Source organism: Methylobacterium crusticola (assembly GCF_003574465.1).
GTDB classification, from domain to species: domain Bacteria; phylum Pseudomonadota; class Alphaproteobacteria; order Rhizobiales; family Beijerinckiaceae; genus Methylobacterium; species Methylobacterium crusticola.
The window spans coordinates 1-16,990 of sequence record NZ_QOWC01000184.1 but is presented as its reverse complement, the minus strand read 5'-3'; the positions used below and the strand labels follow the sequence as shown (position 1 = coordinate 16,990).

Genomic DNA, 16,990 nt, shown 5'->3' with positions numbered 1-16,990 from the left:
CCCTACCGGCGCTTCGCCGCCGCGTCCGGGCGCGGCGGCCCGGCCGGCATCCTGGGCGCCCCGGCCGGCGCCGCGCCCGCGGACGCGGCCCTCGTCAACGGCGGCCTGATCCACAGCCTCGAGTACGACGACACCCACACGGGCTCGATCGTCCACGGCTCCGCGGTGCTGGCGCCGGCCGCCCTCGCGGCCGGTCAGGCCGCCGGCGCCTCGGGCGCGGCGCTGCTCGCCGCCTACGCGGTCGGCTGGGAGGTCCTGATCCGGATCGGCCTCGCGGCCCCCGGGGCGTTCCAGGCCCGGGGCTTCCAGGTCACCTCCGTCGGGGGCGCCCTGGCGGCGGCCCTGGTCGCCGGCACGCTCGGCTCGCTCGGCGAGGACGAGGCCGTGGCGGCGGTCGGGATCGCCCTCAGCGGCGCCTCGGGCGGGTTCGAGTTCCTGACGAACGGCGCCTCGGTGAAGTCGCTCCATCCCGGCTGGGCGGCGCATGCGGGGCTGACCGCGGCCGCGCTGGCGCGGGCCGGGCTCACCGGGCCGGAGACCGCCTTCGAGGGCCGCTGCGGCCTGTTCGCGGCCTTCGCGGGCGACGCCCGCGCGGCCGGCGCCTTCGCGGAGGCGCTCGACGACCTCGGCACGGTCTGGCACCTGCCGGACGCGGCGTTCAAGTTCCATCCCTGCTGCCACTACCTGCACCCCTTCGTGGAGGCGGCCGGGGAGCTCGCCGGGCGCGGCCTCGCGCCGGACGCGATCGAGGCCCTGACCTGCCGGGTCCCGGCCGGCGCCGCCCCGATCATCTGCGAGCCCTGGGCCGCCAAGCAGGCGCCCGCGACCGGTCACGCCGCCCGCTGGAGCCTGCCGATCGTGGTGGCGGCGCGGCTGGTGGAGGGGCGCGTCGACCTCGCCACCTTCGAGGCGCCCGCGCGCGCGCCGGTGCGGGCGCTCGCCCGGCGCATCGCCTGGGAGCCGCTGCCCGCGGCGCGCTTCCCCGTCGCGTTCGAGGCCGAGATCCTGGCCCGCACCCGGGACGGCGCCGCGCACGCCGTGCGCGTCGACGACGTCTACGGCAATGCCGGCCGGCCCGCCGGGGCCGAGGCGGTCGCCGCCAAGTTCCGCCGCAACGCCGCCCGCGCCCTCGCGCCCGACGCCGTCCGGGCGGTGGAGGCCGCCCTCGGCGCGCTCGCGGCGGCGCCGAGCCTCGACGCGCTCGCAGGAGCCCTGTTCGGGGCGGGCGCGATGCAGACCGACGCCGGTAGCGCGGCGCGGCACGATGCCGAGAGCGCGGCCCAGCCCGGCGCCGCGCCGCGACCTGCCCGGAGTTCCGCATGACCCTCGACCACGACAGCCTCGACCACGATCTGCTGATCCGCGGCGGCGAGGCCGTCCTGCCGGGGCGGGGCCGCACCGCCTGCGACATCGCCGTGCGGGACGGCCGGATCGCCGCGATCCTGGCTCCCGGGGCGCCCGCGCGGGCGCGGGCCGCGCTCGACGCGCGCGGCCTCGTGGTGCTGCCGGGCGCCATCGACGTCCACCTCCACCTCGGCCACGGCCGCGACATCGCCCGGCCGCGGGAGCCGGCGGACGCCGACCGCGAGAGCGCCGCCGCCGCGATGGGCGGGATCACCTGCTTCATCCCCTACCTGATGGCGAGCGACCCCTTCGCGGGCGTGCTGCCGGAGGTGATCGCGGTGACGCAGGCCGGGGCGCGCATCGACTTCGGCTACCACCCGATCATCTCGACCGAGGCGCAGCTCGCCGAGGTGGAGCGCTGCGCCCGGGAGCTCGGCGCCCCGACCTTCAAGATCTTCATGAACAACCGGGGCGGCGAGGGCGCGCGCCTCGGCCTGCCCGACATCGACGACGGCTTCCTGCTGCGCCTGTGCGAGGCGGCGGCGCGGGCGGGCGGCATGGTCTGCCCGCACCCCGAGACGATCGAGCTCGCCTGGGTCACGCGCGAGCGCGCCAGGGCCGCCGACCCGGACGGGACGGGCGGGCTCGCGACCTGGAACGCCAGCCGGCCCCCCTTCGTGGAGGCGGACGCGGTGCAGCGGGCGGGCTACGTCGCGGCCACCGCCGGGGTGCCGCTCTACGTGGTCCACACGTCGTCGGCCGAGGCCCTGGCGGCCGGCCTGCGCCTGCGGCAGGCCGGCGCGACGCTCCACCTCGAGACCTGCCCGCACTACCTGACGCACGACGTCGGCTGGCCGGGGGGCGACGTCGGCAAGATCAACCCGCCCCTGCGCGAGGCGGCGGACCGCGAGGCCCTGTGGGCGGGCCTCCTGTCGGGGGCGATCGACACGGTGGCGACGGACCACGTCCACCGGGGGATCGACGCCAAGGCGGGCGGCATCTGGGCGGCCTCGCCGGGCTGCCCGGGGCTCGAGACGCTCCTGCCGGTGCTCCTGAGCGAGGGCCACCACGCCCGCGGCCTCTCCCTCGAGCGGGTGGTCGACCTCGTCTCGACCACCCCGGCCCGGCTGATGGGGCTCGGCCACGCCAAGGGCGCGATCGCCCCGGGTCTCGACGCCGACCTGGCGTTCGTGGACCTCGACGCGGTCTGGACGGTCGCGGGCGACAGCGTCGTGTCGAGCGCCGGCTACTCCCTGTACGAGGGCTGGCGGCTCCGGGGCCGCGTCGTGCACGCCGCCGTGCGCGGGCGCTTCGTCCTGCGGGACGGCGCGCTCCAGGACGACGCGGTCGGCCACGGCCGCTACGTGGCGCGCCGCCTGCCGGAACGCCCGCGCGCCGCGGCCGCCGGCGTCCGGGCGCCGTAGCGGTCCAGAGCTGACGCCCGGTACCCGCCGTGAGGGGCCGCTTCGCCCCTTCTCGGGCCTCAAGAGGGTCCGCTCCCGGGAAGCCTAGTGCGGAAACTTGACCACCTCTGCCCCAACGGCGCCATGAGGAACAGCCGCCCGGCAGACGCGCGAGCCTCCTAGATGGGTGGTTTCGCGCTGATCTGCCCCCTAACAGCACTTTCGGAGTGAATTCATTATTTTCATTGCCATGTGCCGAAAGTTACCGACGTAATTGTGGTCGACATAGTATTCGGTAGCGATGCTAGATCAGAAGCGAGTCGCACCATGTCCCTCTTTGGCAAGATTGTTCATGCGGCCGGGCACGTCGTGCACACTATCGAGCACACGGCCGGGAACGCCGTGCACAGTGTCGAGCACACGGCTGGGCACGCGGTGCAGACCATCGAGCACACGGCTGGGCACGTCGTTCACGCGATCGGGAAGGACGCCGAGGGCGGGGTGCATCTTCTCGAAGGCGCCGCAAAGGCAGCTGTCGGTTTAGCCGAAGACGTAGGCAAGGGAGCGTTCGGTGTTATCCAGGGCGCTTGGGGTTTGGTGGCTTTCCGACCTCTCCGCGGCTCGGAGGTCAGGCTGGCGCAAAAGGTGTTCGGATCGTCGATCCCGCTTCACAAGGTGTGGATATGCTCTCTGAGCGGCGCCGGAGGCAGGCCGTTCACGGTGCCGGGCTTCATGCTCATGACATTCTCTTCGAAGATACCGGGTTTGGGTCCGGTCCTGTTCGTTGCGGGGGTGTTCGCCAGGGTAAGTGACAAGTATATTATTTTCGCCGGACCCGCTGCCTACCGCGATGGTATAAATTGGTTCAGGGGTTCCAAAAAGACACCTGGTCAGAGACTTATTCACGAGCTTACGCACGTCTGGCAAGGACATCATCACACCTTTGCTTGGGCTTATGTATTCAATTCATTAGCAAATCAGTGTAGCTGCTGCGTGCAGAATCAGTCGACCAACAGAGCCTATTTCTATACACCCGGACTTAAATGGAAGGATTACGCCGCAGAGAAACAGGCCTCCCTAGTTGAGGACTGGTTCGTCAATACGCGCAATGGCGGCAAGGATACTGCCCGCGAGCCATACATTATCAAAAACATCAGAGCTGGCCAGCCGCTTGCCGCTTAGATGTCGGTCATGTCTCGACGGACTTGTCATCCATCATCAACCGGCCTTCTCCCAAATCGCCGCGGCCAAGAATTCGCCATAAGACAAGAATCCGCCATAGGAGCGGCGAAGCGCCTTTCAACGAGCCAGTTGGTTGACAGGTTCAAGTGAGTGTCCGCTTCGGAGCAGGCCGCCGGTCCAGTTGGACGCCCGGGATGGGCGCCTGGCCGAACGTCCGCTTGCGGGCCGTGAGCTCATTCCCGCTCTCCACCCGCGGCGGATCTCGCGCCCGAGCACCAGGCGTCAGACCTGATCCGCCAGGGCCCCGCGCCGGGAGCCCCGCGCCGCCGCTCCCGGGCCGCCCCTGCCGGGAGCGGGCGGGCCCCGCCCATCGCGAAAAGCGCGCCTACCGGTACCCGGCCGCCTGCAGCTCGAACAGCTCGGCGTAGCGCCCGCCCGCCGCGACGAGCCGGTCGTGGGAGCCTTCCTCCAGCACCCGCCCGTCGGCCAGCACGACGATGCGGTCGGCGCGGCGGACGGTCGAGAAGCGGTGGGAGATCAGGATCGCGGTCCGGCCGGCCGCGAGGTCGGCGAAGCGCCGGAACACGTCGGCCTCGGCCCGCGCGTCGAGGGCCGCCGTGGGCTCGTCGAGGACGAGGATCGCGGCGTCCCGCATGTAGGCGCGGGCGAGGGCGACCTTCTGCCACTCGCCGCCCGAGAGGTCGACGCCGTCCTCGAAGCGGCGGCCGAGCCGCTGGGCGTAGCCGTCCGGCAGGCGCGCCACGACCGCGTCCGCGAGGGCGCGGGCCGCCGCGTCGGCGATGCGCCCGGCATCCGCGCGGGCCGCGATGCGGCCGACCGCGACGTTGTCCCCGGCCGTCATGTCGTAGCGGACGAAATCCTGGAAGATCACCCCGATCCGCGACCGCAGGCCGTCGAGGTCGAACTCCGCGAGGTCGCGGCCGTCGAGGAGGATGCGCCCTTCCGTCGGCGCGTAGAGGCGCGCCAGGAGCTTCACGATCGTGGTCTTGCCGGCGCCGTTCTCGCCGACGAGCGCCACCACCTCGCCGGCCCCGATCGCCAGCGACAGGTGCCGGACCGCCCAGCGCGACTGGCCGGGATAGCGGTAGCCCACGTCCTCGAACACGAAGCCCTCGCGCAGGCGCGCCGGGACCGGGAGCGGGCGCTCGGGCGAGCGGATGCGCGGCCGGATCGTGAAGAACGAGAACAGGTCGTCGAGGTACTGCGCCTGCCCCCAGAGCTGCGAGGCGCCGAGCAGCAGACCCTCGATCAGCCCGCGCAGGCGCAGGAACGCCCCCGCCAGGAAGGTGAGGTCGCCGACCGACAGGGTGCCGTCGAGGGTGCGCCAGGCGATCGCCAGGTAGGCGACGTAGTAGCCGATGGTGCCGAGCGTCGCGAAGGCGCCCCCGGCGGCGGCGCGCTCGCGGGCGAGCTGCGCGTTCTCCCGGAGCATCCGGTCGGCGACCTCCCGGAAGCGGTCCGACAGGTAGCCGGCGAGCCCGAAGAGCTTCACCTCCCGGGCGCTCTCGGCGCCGGCGCCGAGGTAGCGCAGGTAGTCGGCCTCCCGCCGGTCGGGGCTGCGCCTGTAGGCGAGGCGGTAGCCCCTGCGGGTGAAGACGAGCTCGCTCAGGAAGGCCGGCACCAGCGCGAGCGCCAGCAGGACCACGAGCCAGGGCAGGACCGTGCCGACCGCGACCGCGAGGGAGAGCGCGGTCGCGAGGTCCTGCCCCTGGCCGAGCCACTGCCCGAGCAGGTTCGAGCGCCAGGCGGCCTGCCGGCGGGCGCGCTCCAACCGGTCCTGCACGTCGCTGTCCTCGAACTGCTCGAGGTCGAGGGTCGCGGCGTGGGCCATCAGGCGCAGCGTGGTGGCGTTCCCGACCATCTCGGCCAGGACCGCGTCGACGAGGCTTGTCGCCCGGCCGAGCAGGTCGGAGGCGACCGCCAGGCCGAGCTCGATCCCGACCAGGAGCACGAGGTGGGAGAGCCTGTCGTCGGCGAGCCACTCCGCCGGCCCGGCCCCCGGGGGGAGCGCGGCCCGGCCCGCCACGACGGCGTCGATGACGAGCTTGGCGACGTAGAGCATGAGGGCGGGCAGCGCGGCCCGCGCCAGGCGAAGCCCGATGCTCGCGGCCGCGAGCCAGGGACTCACCGACCAGGCGAGGCCGAACAGGGCGGGGACGTGGCGCAGCGGACCGATCCGTGCCGCCAGGCTGCGGCGGAAGCGGCCGGATCGCGTCGGGGCGGTCTCGCCCGGGGGCGGGGTGTGATCCATCGTGACGATATAGCCGGATCGCCGCGGCGTGCCCGCCCCGGCGCGCCGCGGCGTCGCGCCCACCGCGCCCCCGCGGCGCGCCAAGCGCAGCTTCCCGGGCGCGGCCTGCCAGGAACCGGGCAGGGGGCGCAACCGGACCGGCCGGCACCCGGCGGCCTTCGGCCCGGGGCCGTGCCGGCGGACGCTGCAGCGCCACCATTCCGGCAGCTCAGCCGCAAGACGAGGCGCCGGAACGCCCGGCCGGATCCGGGCGTTCACTTCGGCAAAGGGAGATGTGCCATGTTGAGAGCGGTGCACGCAGCGCTTCTCATGCTGCTCGTCCTGGCGGGAGAAGCCGTCGCGCAGGCCACGACGACGCCCGCGACGACGCCGACGGCCCCCGCCGCCCCCGACGCGGCCACCACCGCCGCCACCGGGGCGACCGACGGCGAGTTCAACTGGCTCTGGGCCGTGATCGTGGTCGCGCTGATCGCCGCGGTCGTCTGGTACCTCATGAACCGCCGCGGAACGCCGTCGCGCACCTGAAGCCGGGCGTCGGCTGGATCCCCGACGCGCGGCGGGCACGTCCGGAGCCGCGACCAGGGGCACCGAGGCCGGCCCCGCCGCAGGGCGTTGCGACGCGGACAGGAGGTCGCGGCCGGAACGGGCGCGGCCCTAGGAGAACGCCACGAAGCTGACCCCGATCACCATGAGGATCCCACCGGCCACGCGTCCCAGGCTGGCGGGCTGCCGGGGGAAGCCGGCCAGCCCGAAATGGTCGAGGACCAGCGAGGTGACCACCCCGGCCGTGACGAGCAGCCCGAGGAACGGGGCCGCGCCGATCTGCCGGGCCACGAAGAGCTGGGAGAGGACCAGCAGGGCCCCGAGCGCGCCGCCGAACCACGCCCACCAGGGCACCTGCGCGGCCTCGGCGGCACTCGGGAGCGCGAGGCGCCCGGAGAGCAGCCCGGTGACCAGGAGGGTGGAGGCGCTGACCGACACGATGACCAAGCCCGCCGCGAACGGCTGGCCGAGCGACTTGGCGAGGGTCGCGTTGGGCCCGGGCTGCACCGCGTTGGCGATGCCGGCGAGCAGGGTCAGACCGTAGAGGTACCACATGGGCGATCCGAGGCCGGGGACGGGATTGGGGTGACGGCGCGGCGGGGGATCGGTTGCCGTCCGGCATGCGCCGGAGCGCGGCCGGCGCCGTCGCGGCGGGCCGGGAACGGAAAAGCGCCCGGCGCAGGGTTAGGACCTCGCCGGGCGCTCCGTCCTGGAGGGAGTTCCACGAAGCACCACACTTCGCGACGGTCCAACGACCGCCCGCTAGGAGCGTTCCGGCGCGCCCGCGCCCCGCCGCGGGTTCGCCCCGCCCGCCGCCGTCCGGGCGGGATCGCGTCGCGGGGCCTTCCGGGCTATGCGGGTCGGGCCCGGAGGAGACCATGCCTGCGCCCGCGCGATTGAGACCGAGGGGCACCGCGGCCGCGGTCGGGCGCTCGCTGCGCATCTACCACGGCCCGCAGGCCCCGCGCGCCGCGATGGACGCGCTCTACCGGCGCTTCCTCGGGCCGGGCGACCTCGCCTTCGACATCGGCGCCCACGTGGGCGACCGGGTCGGCGCCTTCCGGCGCCTCGGCGCCCGGGTCGTCGCCCTCGAGCCGCAGGCGGGCCCGGCGCGCGCGATCCGGCTCATCCACGGCCGCGATCCCGCCGTGACGCTCGTCCAGGCGGCCGTCGGCGAGGCCGAGGGCGAGGTCACGCTCTACCTCAATCCGGACAACCCCACGGTCTCCACCGCCTCCGCGGCGTTCGTCGCGGCCGCCCGGCGGGCCCCGGGGTGGGAGGATCAGGTCTGGAGCGCGGCCGTCACCTGCCCGGCGACGACCCTGGACGGGCTCGTCCGGCGCTACGGCCGCCCGGCCTTCGTGAAGATCGACGTCGAGGGCTACGAGGACAGGGTGCTGGCCGGCCTGAGCACCCCGCTCCCCGCCCTGTCGTTCGAGTTCACGACCCTGTCGCGCGACACGGCGCGGCGCTGCCTCGCCCGCCTGGCCTCCCTCGGCGCCTACCGCTTCGACTTCGCCCTCGGCGAGAGCCACAGCCTGCACTTCGGCCGCCTCGTCGACCGCCGGGACGTCGAGGCCGCCCTCATGGCGCTCCCGCACGCGGCGAATTCCGGGGACGTGTACGCGGTCCTGACGCCGTGACCCTGACGCCGTGACCCCGGCGCCGCGACGGCGCGCGGGCGGAACAGTCGCGATATATCTTGACGCACGATATATCGAGATCTATATCGCCCTCATGAGACAGCACCACGACGACGGTCCGGACCGTCCCTTCGCCGACCCCGCGCAGCGGGACGCCCGCCCTCACGGGGGGCATCATCGCCACCACGGGCCCCACCACCACGGCGGTCGCCACCACGGCGGTCGCCACGGCGGCCGGCCGTTCGACTACGGCGAATTGCGCCTGCTCGTGCTCGCCATGCTGGCCGAGGAGCCGCGCCACGGCTACGAGCTCATCCGGGCGATCGAGGAGCGCATGGGCGGGAGCTACAGCCCGAGCCCCGGCGTGATGTACCCGACGCTCTCCTGGCTGGAGGACATGGGCTACGCCCTGGTGGAGGCCGAGGGCGCGGGGCGCAAGCGCTACCGCGTGACGCCGGAGGGCGAGGCGTTCCTCGGCGCGAACCGCGCGGCGATCGACGCCCTGTCGGCGCGGCTCGGCCCGGACGGCGGCGGCCGCCGCGAGGGCGTGCCGGCCCCGGTCGTGCGCGGCATGGAGAACCTGAAGCTCGCCCTGCGCCTGCGCCTCCGGCAGGGCCCCATCGACCCGGCGGCGGCCGGGAGCATCGCGGCCGCCCTCGACGCGGCCGCGCAGGTCGTGGAGCGCGGCTGACGGGCGGGCGCCCGCCGCGGCGGGCCCGGGCCTATTCCGGGAGCGCTCCGCCGCCGACATGGCCGCCGGTTCGGCGCGACGCGCGCGGGCGCCCTCAGGCGCTGCCGGCCGCGAGGCGGCCCAGGTGCTCGCGGAGGCGGAAGCGCATGATCTTGCCCGAGCCGGTCCGCGGGATCTCGTCGACGACGTGGACGGCGTCCGGGACCTTGTAGGCCGAGAGGCGGGTCCGGCAGTGAGCGAGGAGCGCGCGCGGATCGAGGGCGCTCCCCTCCTTGATCGCCACGAACAGGACCGGGACCTCGCCCAGGTCGGCGTGCGGCACGCCCACGACGGCGCAGTCGCCGACGCCCTCGAACAGGCCGGCGGCCTCCTCGATCTCCGCCGGGGCGATGTTCTGGCCGCCCCGGATGATGAGCTCCTTGAGGCGGCCCGTGATGGTCAGGAAGCCGTTGGGATCGCTGCGGGCGAGGTCGCCGGTGTGGTACCAGCCGTCGCGCAGGACCGCGGCCGTCTCGGCCGGCTTGCCGTGGTAGCCGGCCATCAGGTTGGGGCCGCGCACGATCAGCTCGCCCTCCTGGCCGGCCGGCAGGTCGCGGCTCTCCACGGGATCGACGATCCTGACGGCGAGCCCGGGGACCGGCAGGCCGCAGGAGCCGGGAACCCGCCCCCCGGTCGGCCAGTTCATCGTCACCATCGTGGACGTCTCGGTGATGCCGTAGCCGTCGAGGAGCGGCACGCCGAAGCGCGCCTCGAACGCGCGGTTGAGCGTCGCCGGCATGATGGCGCCGGCGGAGATGCAGACCCGCAGGCCCGGGAAGCCCGCGACCGCCGGCGGCGCGGCGCGGGCGAGGTAGTGGAACATCGTGGGCACGCCCGGCAGGAGCGTGAAGCGTTCCTGCGCCAGGAGGCGCAGGGTCTCCTGCGTGGAGAACCGCTCGCACAGGTGCTCGCTCGCCCCGACCGCCAGGACGCCGAGCACCGACAGGTTGAGCGCGTAGGAGTGGAACAGCGGCAGGGGCGACAGGACCACGTCGTCGCCCGACAGCCCGGCGATCGGCGCCCAGCACGCCGCCGCCACCCAGAGCATGCCGTGCTGGGACAGGAGCACGCCCTTGGCCCGCCCGGTGGTGCCCGAGGTGTAGATGATGAAGGACGGGTCGGTGATGGCGTCGGGATCGCGGGGGGCGCGGGGCGGGGCGGTCCCGGCCAGGTCGGAGAGCCGGAGGCCGTCCTGGCGCGCCTCGCCCCGGTCGACGAGGATCAGGCGCAGCGCCCGCCCGCCGGCCGCGCGCCGCACGAGCCCGGCGCGCCCGTCCGTCGTGACCACGATTCCGCAGCCGGCGTCGGCGAGGCGGTAGGCCACCTCCGGCTCGGTCGCGTCGTCGCTGATCGGCACGCTGATCGCGCCCGCCCGCAGGGTGGCCAAGCAGGCCTGGATCCAGGCGACGCCGTTCGGCAGCAGCAGCCCGACCCGGTCGCCCGGGCCGACGCCGAGGTCCTGGAGGTGCCCGGCGAGGTTCCCGGTCGTCGCGCAGAGCCGGCCGTAGGTGATGGAGGAGCCCGCGTCCGAGTAGGCGATCCGGTCGCCGCGCGTCTGCGCGTGCCGCCGCAGCAGCGCGGGCACCGAGGCAATCAGGTCCGTCCGCAGCATCGTCCCCTCCCACAACCGCCCGCCGCCGGGCCGGCCCCGCGCCCTCAGACCATGCTGAAGCCGCCGCTGATGCTGATGACCTGGCCGGTGATCCAGGCGCCGTGGTCGGAGGCGAGGAGCGCCACCGTGGGGGCGATGTCGGTCGGCTGGCCGAGGCGCCGGGTGGGATAGAACTTCACGAGCTTCTCGCGGTTGGCCTCGACCCAGGCCTTGTCGTGCGCGGTCTCGACGAGGCCGAGGGAGAGCGCGTTCGCGGTCACGCCGGAGCGGCCCATCTCGCGGGCGAGGGACTTCATCAGGCCGACGACGCCGGCGCGCGCCGCGGCCACGATCGAGAGCCCGGATTCGCCGACCCGGGACGAGTCGCCGATCAGGCTGACGATGCGCCCGTGCCCGCTCCGCTCGAGGTGGGCCGCCGCGGCGTGCGCGGTGTGGATGGCGCCGTACAGGCAGGTGTCGATCTGGCGCCGCCACTCGTCGGGCCCGGTGTCGACGAAGCGGTTGCGCAGGGCGAGGCCCGCGTTGTTGACCAGGATGTCGAGGGAGCCGAGATCCCCGACGACGGCCGCGACCATTGCCTTCACGGCCTCGTGGTCGGCGACGTCGGCGCCGTAGGTCAGGGCGCGCCCGCCCGCGGCCTCGATCGCCCCGGCGACCGCGCGGGCGTCGTCCGCCGAGGAGCGGTAGTTCACCGCGACCGCGGCGCCCTCCGCGGCGAGCGCCAGGGCGATCTCGCGGCCGACGCCGTTGGCGCCGCCGGTCACGAGGGCGACGCGGCCCTTCAGCTTGAGATCCATGACGAAGGCTCCTTGGGGGGGTTCGAGGCGGCCGGGGTGCGGGCGGCGGCCATCAGGCGGAACAGCCGCTCGGGGGTGACGGGAAGCTCGGTGACCGCGATGCCGAAGGGGGAGAGGGCGTCCGCGAGGGCGTTCGCGATCGCGGCCGGGGCCCCGATCGTCCCGCCCTCGCCCATGCCCCGGAAGCCGCCCACCGTGGCGGGCAGCTCGGCCTCGAGGTGGACGATGTCGATGGGCGGCACCTCGCTCGCCGCCGGGACGACGTAGTCCGCGAGGCTCGCCGACAGGAGCTGCCCGCCCGCGTCGTAGACCACCTCCTCGTAGAGCGCCGCGCCGATGCCCTGCGCGACGGCCCCGTGGACCTGCCCGTCGACGATCATCGGGTTGATGATCCGGCCGCAATCCTCCGCCACCACGAGGCGGTCGAGGCGCACCCGGCAGGTCGCGGGATCGATCTCGAGCAGGCACAGGTGGGTGGCGGAGGTCGCGGTGCCGAAGAACGGGTCGTAGACCCGGGTGCTCTCGAGCTCCTCGCGGGCGTCCTTGGGCAGCCGGCCCATCTCGGAATAGACGGCCCTGGCGACCTGCCGGAACGTCACGGCGCGGTCGGTGCCGGCCACCCGGATCGCGCCGTCGCGGGCCTCGAGGTCGTCGGTCCCGGCCTCCAGCAGGTGGGAGGCCGCGCGCAGGAGCTTCGCCTTCAGGTCGCGGGACGCCAGGGTGGCCGCCCCGCCGCCCAGGACCGCGCTGCGGCTCGCGTAGGTGCCGGTGCCGTGCGCCACCGCGGCGCTGTCGCCCTGGAGGATCTGGACGTCCTCGATGCGGCAGCCGAGCTCGTCGGCGATCACCTGCGCCAGCGTGGTCTCGAGACCCTGCCCGTGCGAGGCGACCCCGAAGGCGGCGGTCACCGCGCCGGTCGAGTCGAGCCGGATGGTCGTCTGCTCGGTCCCGGTGTTGATCGGCATGCCGGGCGCCGCCGAGATGCGCGAGCCGATGCCGGTGAGCTCGGCGTAGGTGGCGAGCCCGATCCCGACGAGGCGGCCCTCCGCCCGGGCCCGCGCCTGCGCGGCGCGCAGGCCCGCGTAATCCGCGGCCTCGAGGACCGCCGCGAGGCTCTCGGTGAAGGCCGAGCGGTCCCACACGATGCCGCTCGCCGTCCGGTAGGGGAACTCGTCGGGCCGGACGAGGTTGCGGCGGCGGATCTCGGCCGGGTCGAGGCCGAGGCGGCCGGCCGCCATGTCGATCAGGCGCTCCATCACGAAGGTCGAGACCGGGCGGCCGACGCCCCGGTAGGGGCCCGTCGGCGCCTTGGAGGTGCACACCGCCCGCACCCGCCCGCGATAGGCCGGCACCCTGTAGGGGCCGGGCAGGAAGCTCACGACCTGGACCGGCTCGAGCGCGGCGGTCCAGGGATAGATCGAGTAGGCGCCGACATCGCCCACCACGTCGGCCCTGAGGGCGAGGATCCGCCCGTCCGCGTCGAGGCCGAGCTCCGCCTCGACGCGCTCGTCGAAGCCCTGGCTCGTGCTGATCAGGTCCTCGAGCCGGTCGCTCGTCCAGCGCACCGGGCGGCCGAGGCGCCGGGCGAGGACCGCCACCAGCACCTCCTCCTGGTAGAGCGAGGCCTTGCCGCCGAAGCCGCCGCCGACGTCGGGCGCGACCACCCGCACGCCGTGGCCCGGCAGGTCGAGGAGCTCGACCAGGAGGTCGCGGACGATGCCCGGGATCTGGGTCGACGAGGTCAGGGTGAGGAGCCGCCGGCCGCGATCGTACTCGGCGAGGTAGCTGCGGTTCTCCATCGCGGCCGGCGTCTTGCGGTGCATGCGGAAGCGGCCGCCGACGCGGACCGGGGCCTGGGCCATCGCCGCCTCCACGTCGCCGCGGGCGAACTCGCGCCGGGCGAGCACGTTGGTGCCCGCCTCCTCGTGCAGGAGCGTCGCGCCCTCGCGCGCCGCCGCCTCCGGATCGCTGACCGGCCCGAGCCCCTCGAAGGCGATCTCGACCAGCTCGAGGGCGTCCTCGGCGAGGTAGCGGCTCTCCGCCAGGACGGCCACGACCGGCTCGCCGACGTAGCGCACCTTGCCGGTCGCGAGCGGGGCCTGCGCGGTGGCGTGGTAGTCCCGCATGCGCGAGGTCGCGCGCACCGGCGCCAGGTCCGCGAGATCCGCGGCCGTGAGCACCGCGACGACGCCCGGCAGCGCCGCGGCGGCCGCGACGTCCACCGACCGGATCAGCGCGTGGGCGTGGTCGCTGCGGCGGAATGCGACGTGGAGCGCGTCCGGGACGATGCGGTCGTCCGTGAAGCTGCCGTGGCCGGTGAGGAGGCGGGGATCCTCGACCCGCCGGATGCGCGCGCCGATGCTGCGCGGCCGCGCGCCGCGGGCGAGGGCGTCCGGGTCGGCGGGCGCGTCACTCATAGGCGTCCTCCCCCTTGCGCAGGGTCCGCCACTGCTCGTCGTCGTGGCCGAACAGCACGGTCGCGCCGGCGGCCGCGATGCGCCTGATCTCCGCCAGGGAGGCGAGGGCCCGGTCGGTGTCCCAGGTGTTCCGCGGCACGACCTCGCGCTCGAGGGTGGCGCGCAGGCTGGCGGCGTCCGAGGCGAGCAGGAAGCTGCCGTCGCGGTCGAGGTTGACCAGCGCCGCGACCGTCCCGGGCGTGTGGCCCGGGACCGGCACCAGCACGATGCGGGCGTCGCCGAAGACGTCGTGCTGGCCCTCGATCTCCCGGAAGGGCGTGGCCGGCTCCCAGTCGACGGCGAGGTAGCCCATCTGCACGGCGTCCGGCGCGCGGGCCGCCGCGAGCTCCGCGGCGTGGCAGATCACCGTCGCCTTCCCGAAGAAGCCGTTGCAGCCGCAATGGTCCGAATGCAGGTGGGAGCAGACGACGACGTCGACGTCGCCGGGCGCGAGGCCGATGCGGCCGAGGCCCTGGATCACGTTGTCGGAGGGCGGCGCGACCGGCGTCATGACCTTCGCCATCCCGCCCCAGCGCGCCTCGGCGTCCTCGGCCACCGCCGGATGGCAGCCGGAATCGAACAGCACGTTGCCCTGCGGGTGGCGCATCAGGAAGGCGGAGACCGGCAGCTCGATCGTCTCGGCGCGCGCGGCGCCCGGCACGTAGATGCTGCGGCGCATCCGCAGCCGCCCGCCGGAGAGGGCGTGCATCTTCATGGCGTCGTCTCCCGCTGGCGCGCGACGGCGGCGCGCACCGCCCGCACGATGTGCTCGTAGCCGGTGCAGCGGCAGAGGTTGCCCGACAGGCCCTCCCGGATCTCCGCGTCGCTGGCGAGCGGGTACTTCCGGATCAGGTCCACGCAGGTCATCAGCATCCCGGGCGTGCAGAAGCCGCACTGGAGGGCGTGGAACTCGCGGAACGCCTCCTGGAGCGGGGACAGCGCCTCCGGCGTGCCGAGGCCCTCGACCGTCTCGATGCGGGCCCCGTCGGCCTGGACCGCGAAGGTGAGGCAGGCCCGCACGCTGTCCCCGTCGAGGGTGATCGTGCAGGCGCCGCAGACGCCGTGCTCGCAGCCGGCATGGGTGCCGGTGAGCCCGAGCTCGTGGCGCAGGAAGTCGTGCAGGAGCAGGCGCGGCTCGACGCGGCGCCGGTAGGCGCGCCCGTTCACCGTGACGTCGACGTCGTGCGCGGCGCTCATGGCGATCCCTCCCGGTCCGGCTCCGCGGCCCCGTCCCGCTCCGCGGCCCCGTCCCGCTCCGCGGCTCCGTCCGGCGCGGGCGCCCCGCCCCCGGCGCGCGCCCAGGCCGAGGCGAGCACGCGCGCCACGAGCGCCGCCACGAGGCGGCGGCGGTACTCCGCCGAGGCCTTGAGGTCGCTATTCGGGTTGACGGCCGTGCGGGCATGCTCGGCGGCGGCGCGGGCGAGGGCCTCGCCCGGTCGCGCGCCGACGAGGTCCGCCTCGACGGCGGCGAGGCGGATCGGGGTCTCGTCGACGCCCGTGAGGGCGAGGCGGGCCTGCGCGATCCGGCCCCCCTCGAGGGTCACCGTGGCGGCCGCCGCCGCGATGGCGAAGTCGCCCGAGCGCTGCGCGAACTCCTCGAAGCCCCAGCCGGTCCCCGGCGGCAGGCCCGGCAGGACGATCTCGGTCACGACCTCGTCCTCCGCGAGGGCGCTGACCAGGGGCCCGAGGAAGAACCCGCCGGCGGCGTGCCGGCCGGATCCGGCCGGCGAACGGGTGTGGATCTCGGCGTCGAGCAGCAGCGCCAGCATGGGCAGCTCCGCGGCGGGGTCGGCGTGGGAGAGGCTGCCGCCCGCGGTGCCCCGGTTGCGGATCGCCAGGTGGGCGACGTGCGCCATGGCGGTGGCCAGGACGGGGAAGCGCGCGCGCACGAGCCGGGAGGTCTCGAGGGTGTGATGGCGCGTCAGGGCGCCGACGCGCAGGCCGGTCCCGTCCGCCTCGAGGGCGGACAGGCCCGGGACGCGGTTGATGTCGACGAGGATGGCGGGCCGGAGCATGCGGAAGTTCAGGAGCGGCACCAGGCTCTGGCCGCCGGCCAGGACCTTGGCGTCGCCGCCGGCCCCCGCGAGGATCGACACGACCTCCTCGAGGCTGCCCGGGCGGGCGTAGTCGAAGGCGGCGGGCTTCACCTCAGCACCCCCTGAACGCGGGCTTGCGCTTGTCCGCGAAGGCCGCGCGCCCCTCCCGGTAGTCGTGGCTGTCGGCGGCCTGCGCGATCAGGCCCTCGGCGAGGGCGGGGTCGAGGGCGCCGGGCCCCATCGCGAGGCCGTTCAGGATCGCCTTGGCGCCCGCGATCGACAGGGGGGCGTTGTCGGCCATCGCGGCGGCGAGGCGGCGGGCCTCCGCCAGCGCGTCCGGCCCGACCCGGTCGAGGAAGCCGAGGCGCAGGCCCTCCGCGGCATCGATCCGCTCGGCGGTGAACAGCAGGCGCTTGGCCGCCGGGAGGCCGACGAGCGCGAGGAGGCGCTGGGTCGAGCGCACCCCGTAGACGATCGACAGCCGGGCGGCCGGGATGCCGATGCGGGCGCTCGGGTCGGCGACGCGGAAGTCGCACGCCATCGCGAGGTGGTTGCCCCCGCCGAGGCAGTAGCCGCGGAGCGCCGCGAGGGTCGGCTTGGCGGCGGCCTCGATCGCCGCGCTGCAGGCGTCGACCGCGACCTCGTAGGCCTCGGCCTGGCCCGCGTCGCCCCGGACGAGGCCGAACTCCGCGATGTCGGCCCCGGTCGAGAAATCCTCGCCCGCACCGGTCAGGATGATGGCGCGGACCTCGGGATCGGCGGAGAGGCGGCCGAACAGGGCCGCCATCCCGCGCCACATCGCGAGCGTCATGGCGTTGCGCTGGCCGGGACGGTTGATCGTCACGGTCGCGACCCGGTCGGCCAGGGTGACGTCGATCTCGCTCATCGCGCGGCGCCGCCGGCGGGTTGCGCGGGGCGGCGGGGCCGCGAGGCGCTCCCGCCCGGGACCGACGCCCGGAGCGCCGCCGGCGC

Annotated in this window: 15 protein-coding genes; 6 read left to right on the top strand and 9 right to left on the bottom strand. The window is 74.8% G+C overall.

What is annotated here, in order from left to right; translation table 11 throughout:
* The 3 genes from DT057_RS29040 to DT057_RS29030 all read left to right on the top strand — a co-directional run.
* On the top strand, window positions 1-1,323 hold a 1,323-nt coding region (locus tag DT057_RS29040; RefSeq protein WP_128565551.1), incomplete at its 5' end, for an MmgE/PrpD family protein.
* Window positions 1,320-2,768, top strand: a complete 1,449-nt coding sequence (locus DT057_RS37325) for a dihydroorotase (protein ID WP_128565550.1) — start codon at window positions 1,320-1,322, stop codon at window positions 2,766-2,768. The genes DT057_RS29040 and DT057_RS37325, both read left to right, overlap by 4 nt.
* Before the next feature lie 306 nt (window positions 2,769-3,074).
* A complete protein-coding gene (locus tag DT057_RS29030; RefSeq protein WP_128565549.1) occupies window positions 3,075-3,929 on the top strand; it encodes a hypothetical protein in 855 nt (284 codons plus the stop codon).
* Between the two features lie 385 nt (window positions 3,930-4,314).
* On the opposite strand, the gene DT057_RS29025 is transcribed toward DT057_RS29030, so the two are convergent.
* Window positions 4,315-6,201: an ABC transporter ATP-binding protein gene (locus DT057_RS29025; protein ID WP_128565548.1), complete on the bottom strand. Its 1,887-nt coding sequence runs from the start codon at window positions 6,199-6,201 to the stop codon at window positions 4,315-4,317.
* A gap of 279 nt (window positions 6,202-6,480) precedes the next feature.
* Here DT057_RS29025 and DT057_RS29020 point away from each other — a divergent pair, with 279 nt between their 5' ends.
* Window positions 6,481-6,726: a hypothetical protein gene (locus tag DT057_RS29020; RefSeq protein ID WP_128565547.1), complete on the top strand. Its 246-nt coding sequence runs from the start codon at window positions 6,481-6,483 to the stop codon at window positions 6,724-6,726.
* A gap of 129 nt (window positions 6,727-6,855) precedes the next feature.
* On the opposite strand, the gene DT057_RS29015 is transcribed toward DT057_RS29020, so the two are convergent.
* Entirely contained in the window at window positions 6,856-7,299 is a 444-nt protein-coding gene (locus tag DT057_RS29015) for a DMT family transporter (protein WP_128565546.1), read from the bottom strand.
* Window positions 7,300-7,622: 323 nt separating this feature from the next.
* Here DT057_RS29015 and DT057_RS29010 point away from each other — a divergent pair, with 323 nt between their 5' ends.
* Both DT057_RS29010 and DT057_RS29005 read left to right on the top strand, forming a co-directional pair.
* Entirely contained in the window at window positions 7,623-8,387 is a 765-nt protein-coding gene (locus DT057_RS29010) for an FkbM family methyltransferase (protein ID WP_128565545.1), read from the top strand.
* Between the two features lie 94 nt (window positions 8,388-8,481).
* Window positions 8,482-9,078: a PadR family transcriptional regulator gene (locus DT057_RS29005; protein ID WP_128565544.1), complete on the top strand. Its 597-nt coding sequence runs from the start codon at window positions 8,482-8,484 to the stop codon at window positions 9,076-9,078.
* A 94-nt stretch (window positions 9,079-9,172) separates the two neighbouring features.
* On the opposite strand, the gene DT057_RS29000 is transcribed toward DT057_RS29005, so the two are convergent.
* The 7 genes from DT057_RS29000 to DT057_RS28970 form a co-directional block, all read right to left on the bottom strand.
* Window positions 9,173-10,729, bottom strand: a complete 1,557-nt coding sequence (locus DT057_RS29000) for a class I adenylate-forming enzyme family protein (RefSeq protein WP_128565543.1) — start codon at window positions 10,727-10,729, stop codon at window positions 9,173-9,175.
* A 44-nt stretch (window positions 10,730-10,773) separates the two neighbouring features.
* Window positions 10,774-11,526 (bottom strand): SDR family NAD(P)-dependent oxidoreductase, encoded by a 753-nt coding sequence (locus DT057_RS28995; protein WP_128565542.1) that lies wholly within the window; start codon window positions 11,524-11,526, stop codon window positions 10,774-10,776.
* On the bottom strand, window positions 11,511-13,943 hold the full coding sequence (locus DT057_RS28990; RefSeq protein WP_128565541.1) for a xanthine dehydrogenase family protein molybdopterin-binding subunit: 2,433 nt from the start codon (window positions 13,941-13,943) through the stop codon (window positions 11,511-11,513). Before DT057_RS28990 ends, DT057_RS28995 begins: the two co-directional genes overlap by 16 nt.
* The gene (locus DT057_RS28985; RefSeq protein WP_128565540.1) at window positions 13,936-14,697 is read right to left on the bottom strand and encodes an N-acyl homoserine lactonase family protein; all 762 of its coding nucleotides are present in this window, start codon (window positions 14,695-14,697) and stop codon (window positions 13,936-13,938) included. Before DT057_RS28985 ends, DT057_RS28990 begins: the two co-directional genes overlap by 8 nt.
* Window positions 14,694-15,179, bottom strand: coding sequence for a (2Fe-2S)-binding protein (locus DT057_RS28980; protein ID WP_128565539.1), 486 nt, complete (start codon window positions 15,177-15,179; stop codon window positions 14,694-14,696). Before DT057_RS28980 ends, DT057_RS28985 begins: the two co-directional genes overlap by 4 nt.
* On the bottom strand, window positions 15,176-16,129 hold the full coding sequence (locus DT057_RS28975) for an FAD binding domain-containing protein (RefSeq protein WP_128565538.1): 954 nt from the start codon (window positions 16,127-16,129) through the stop codon (window positions 15,176-15,178). The genes DT057_RS28980 and DT057_RS28975 overlap by 4 nt, the downstream gene beginning before the upstream one ends.
* 1 nt (window position 16,130) lies before the next feature.
* A partial coding sequence (locus DT057_RS28970) for an enoyl-CoA hydratase-related protein (RefSeq protein WP_244937405.1) occupies window positions 16,131-16,990 on the bottom strand: 860 nt, incomplete at its 5' end.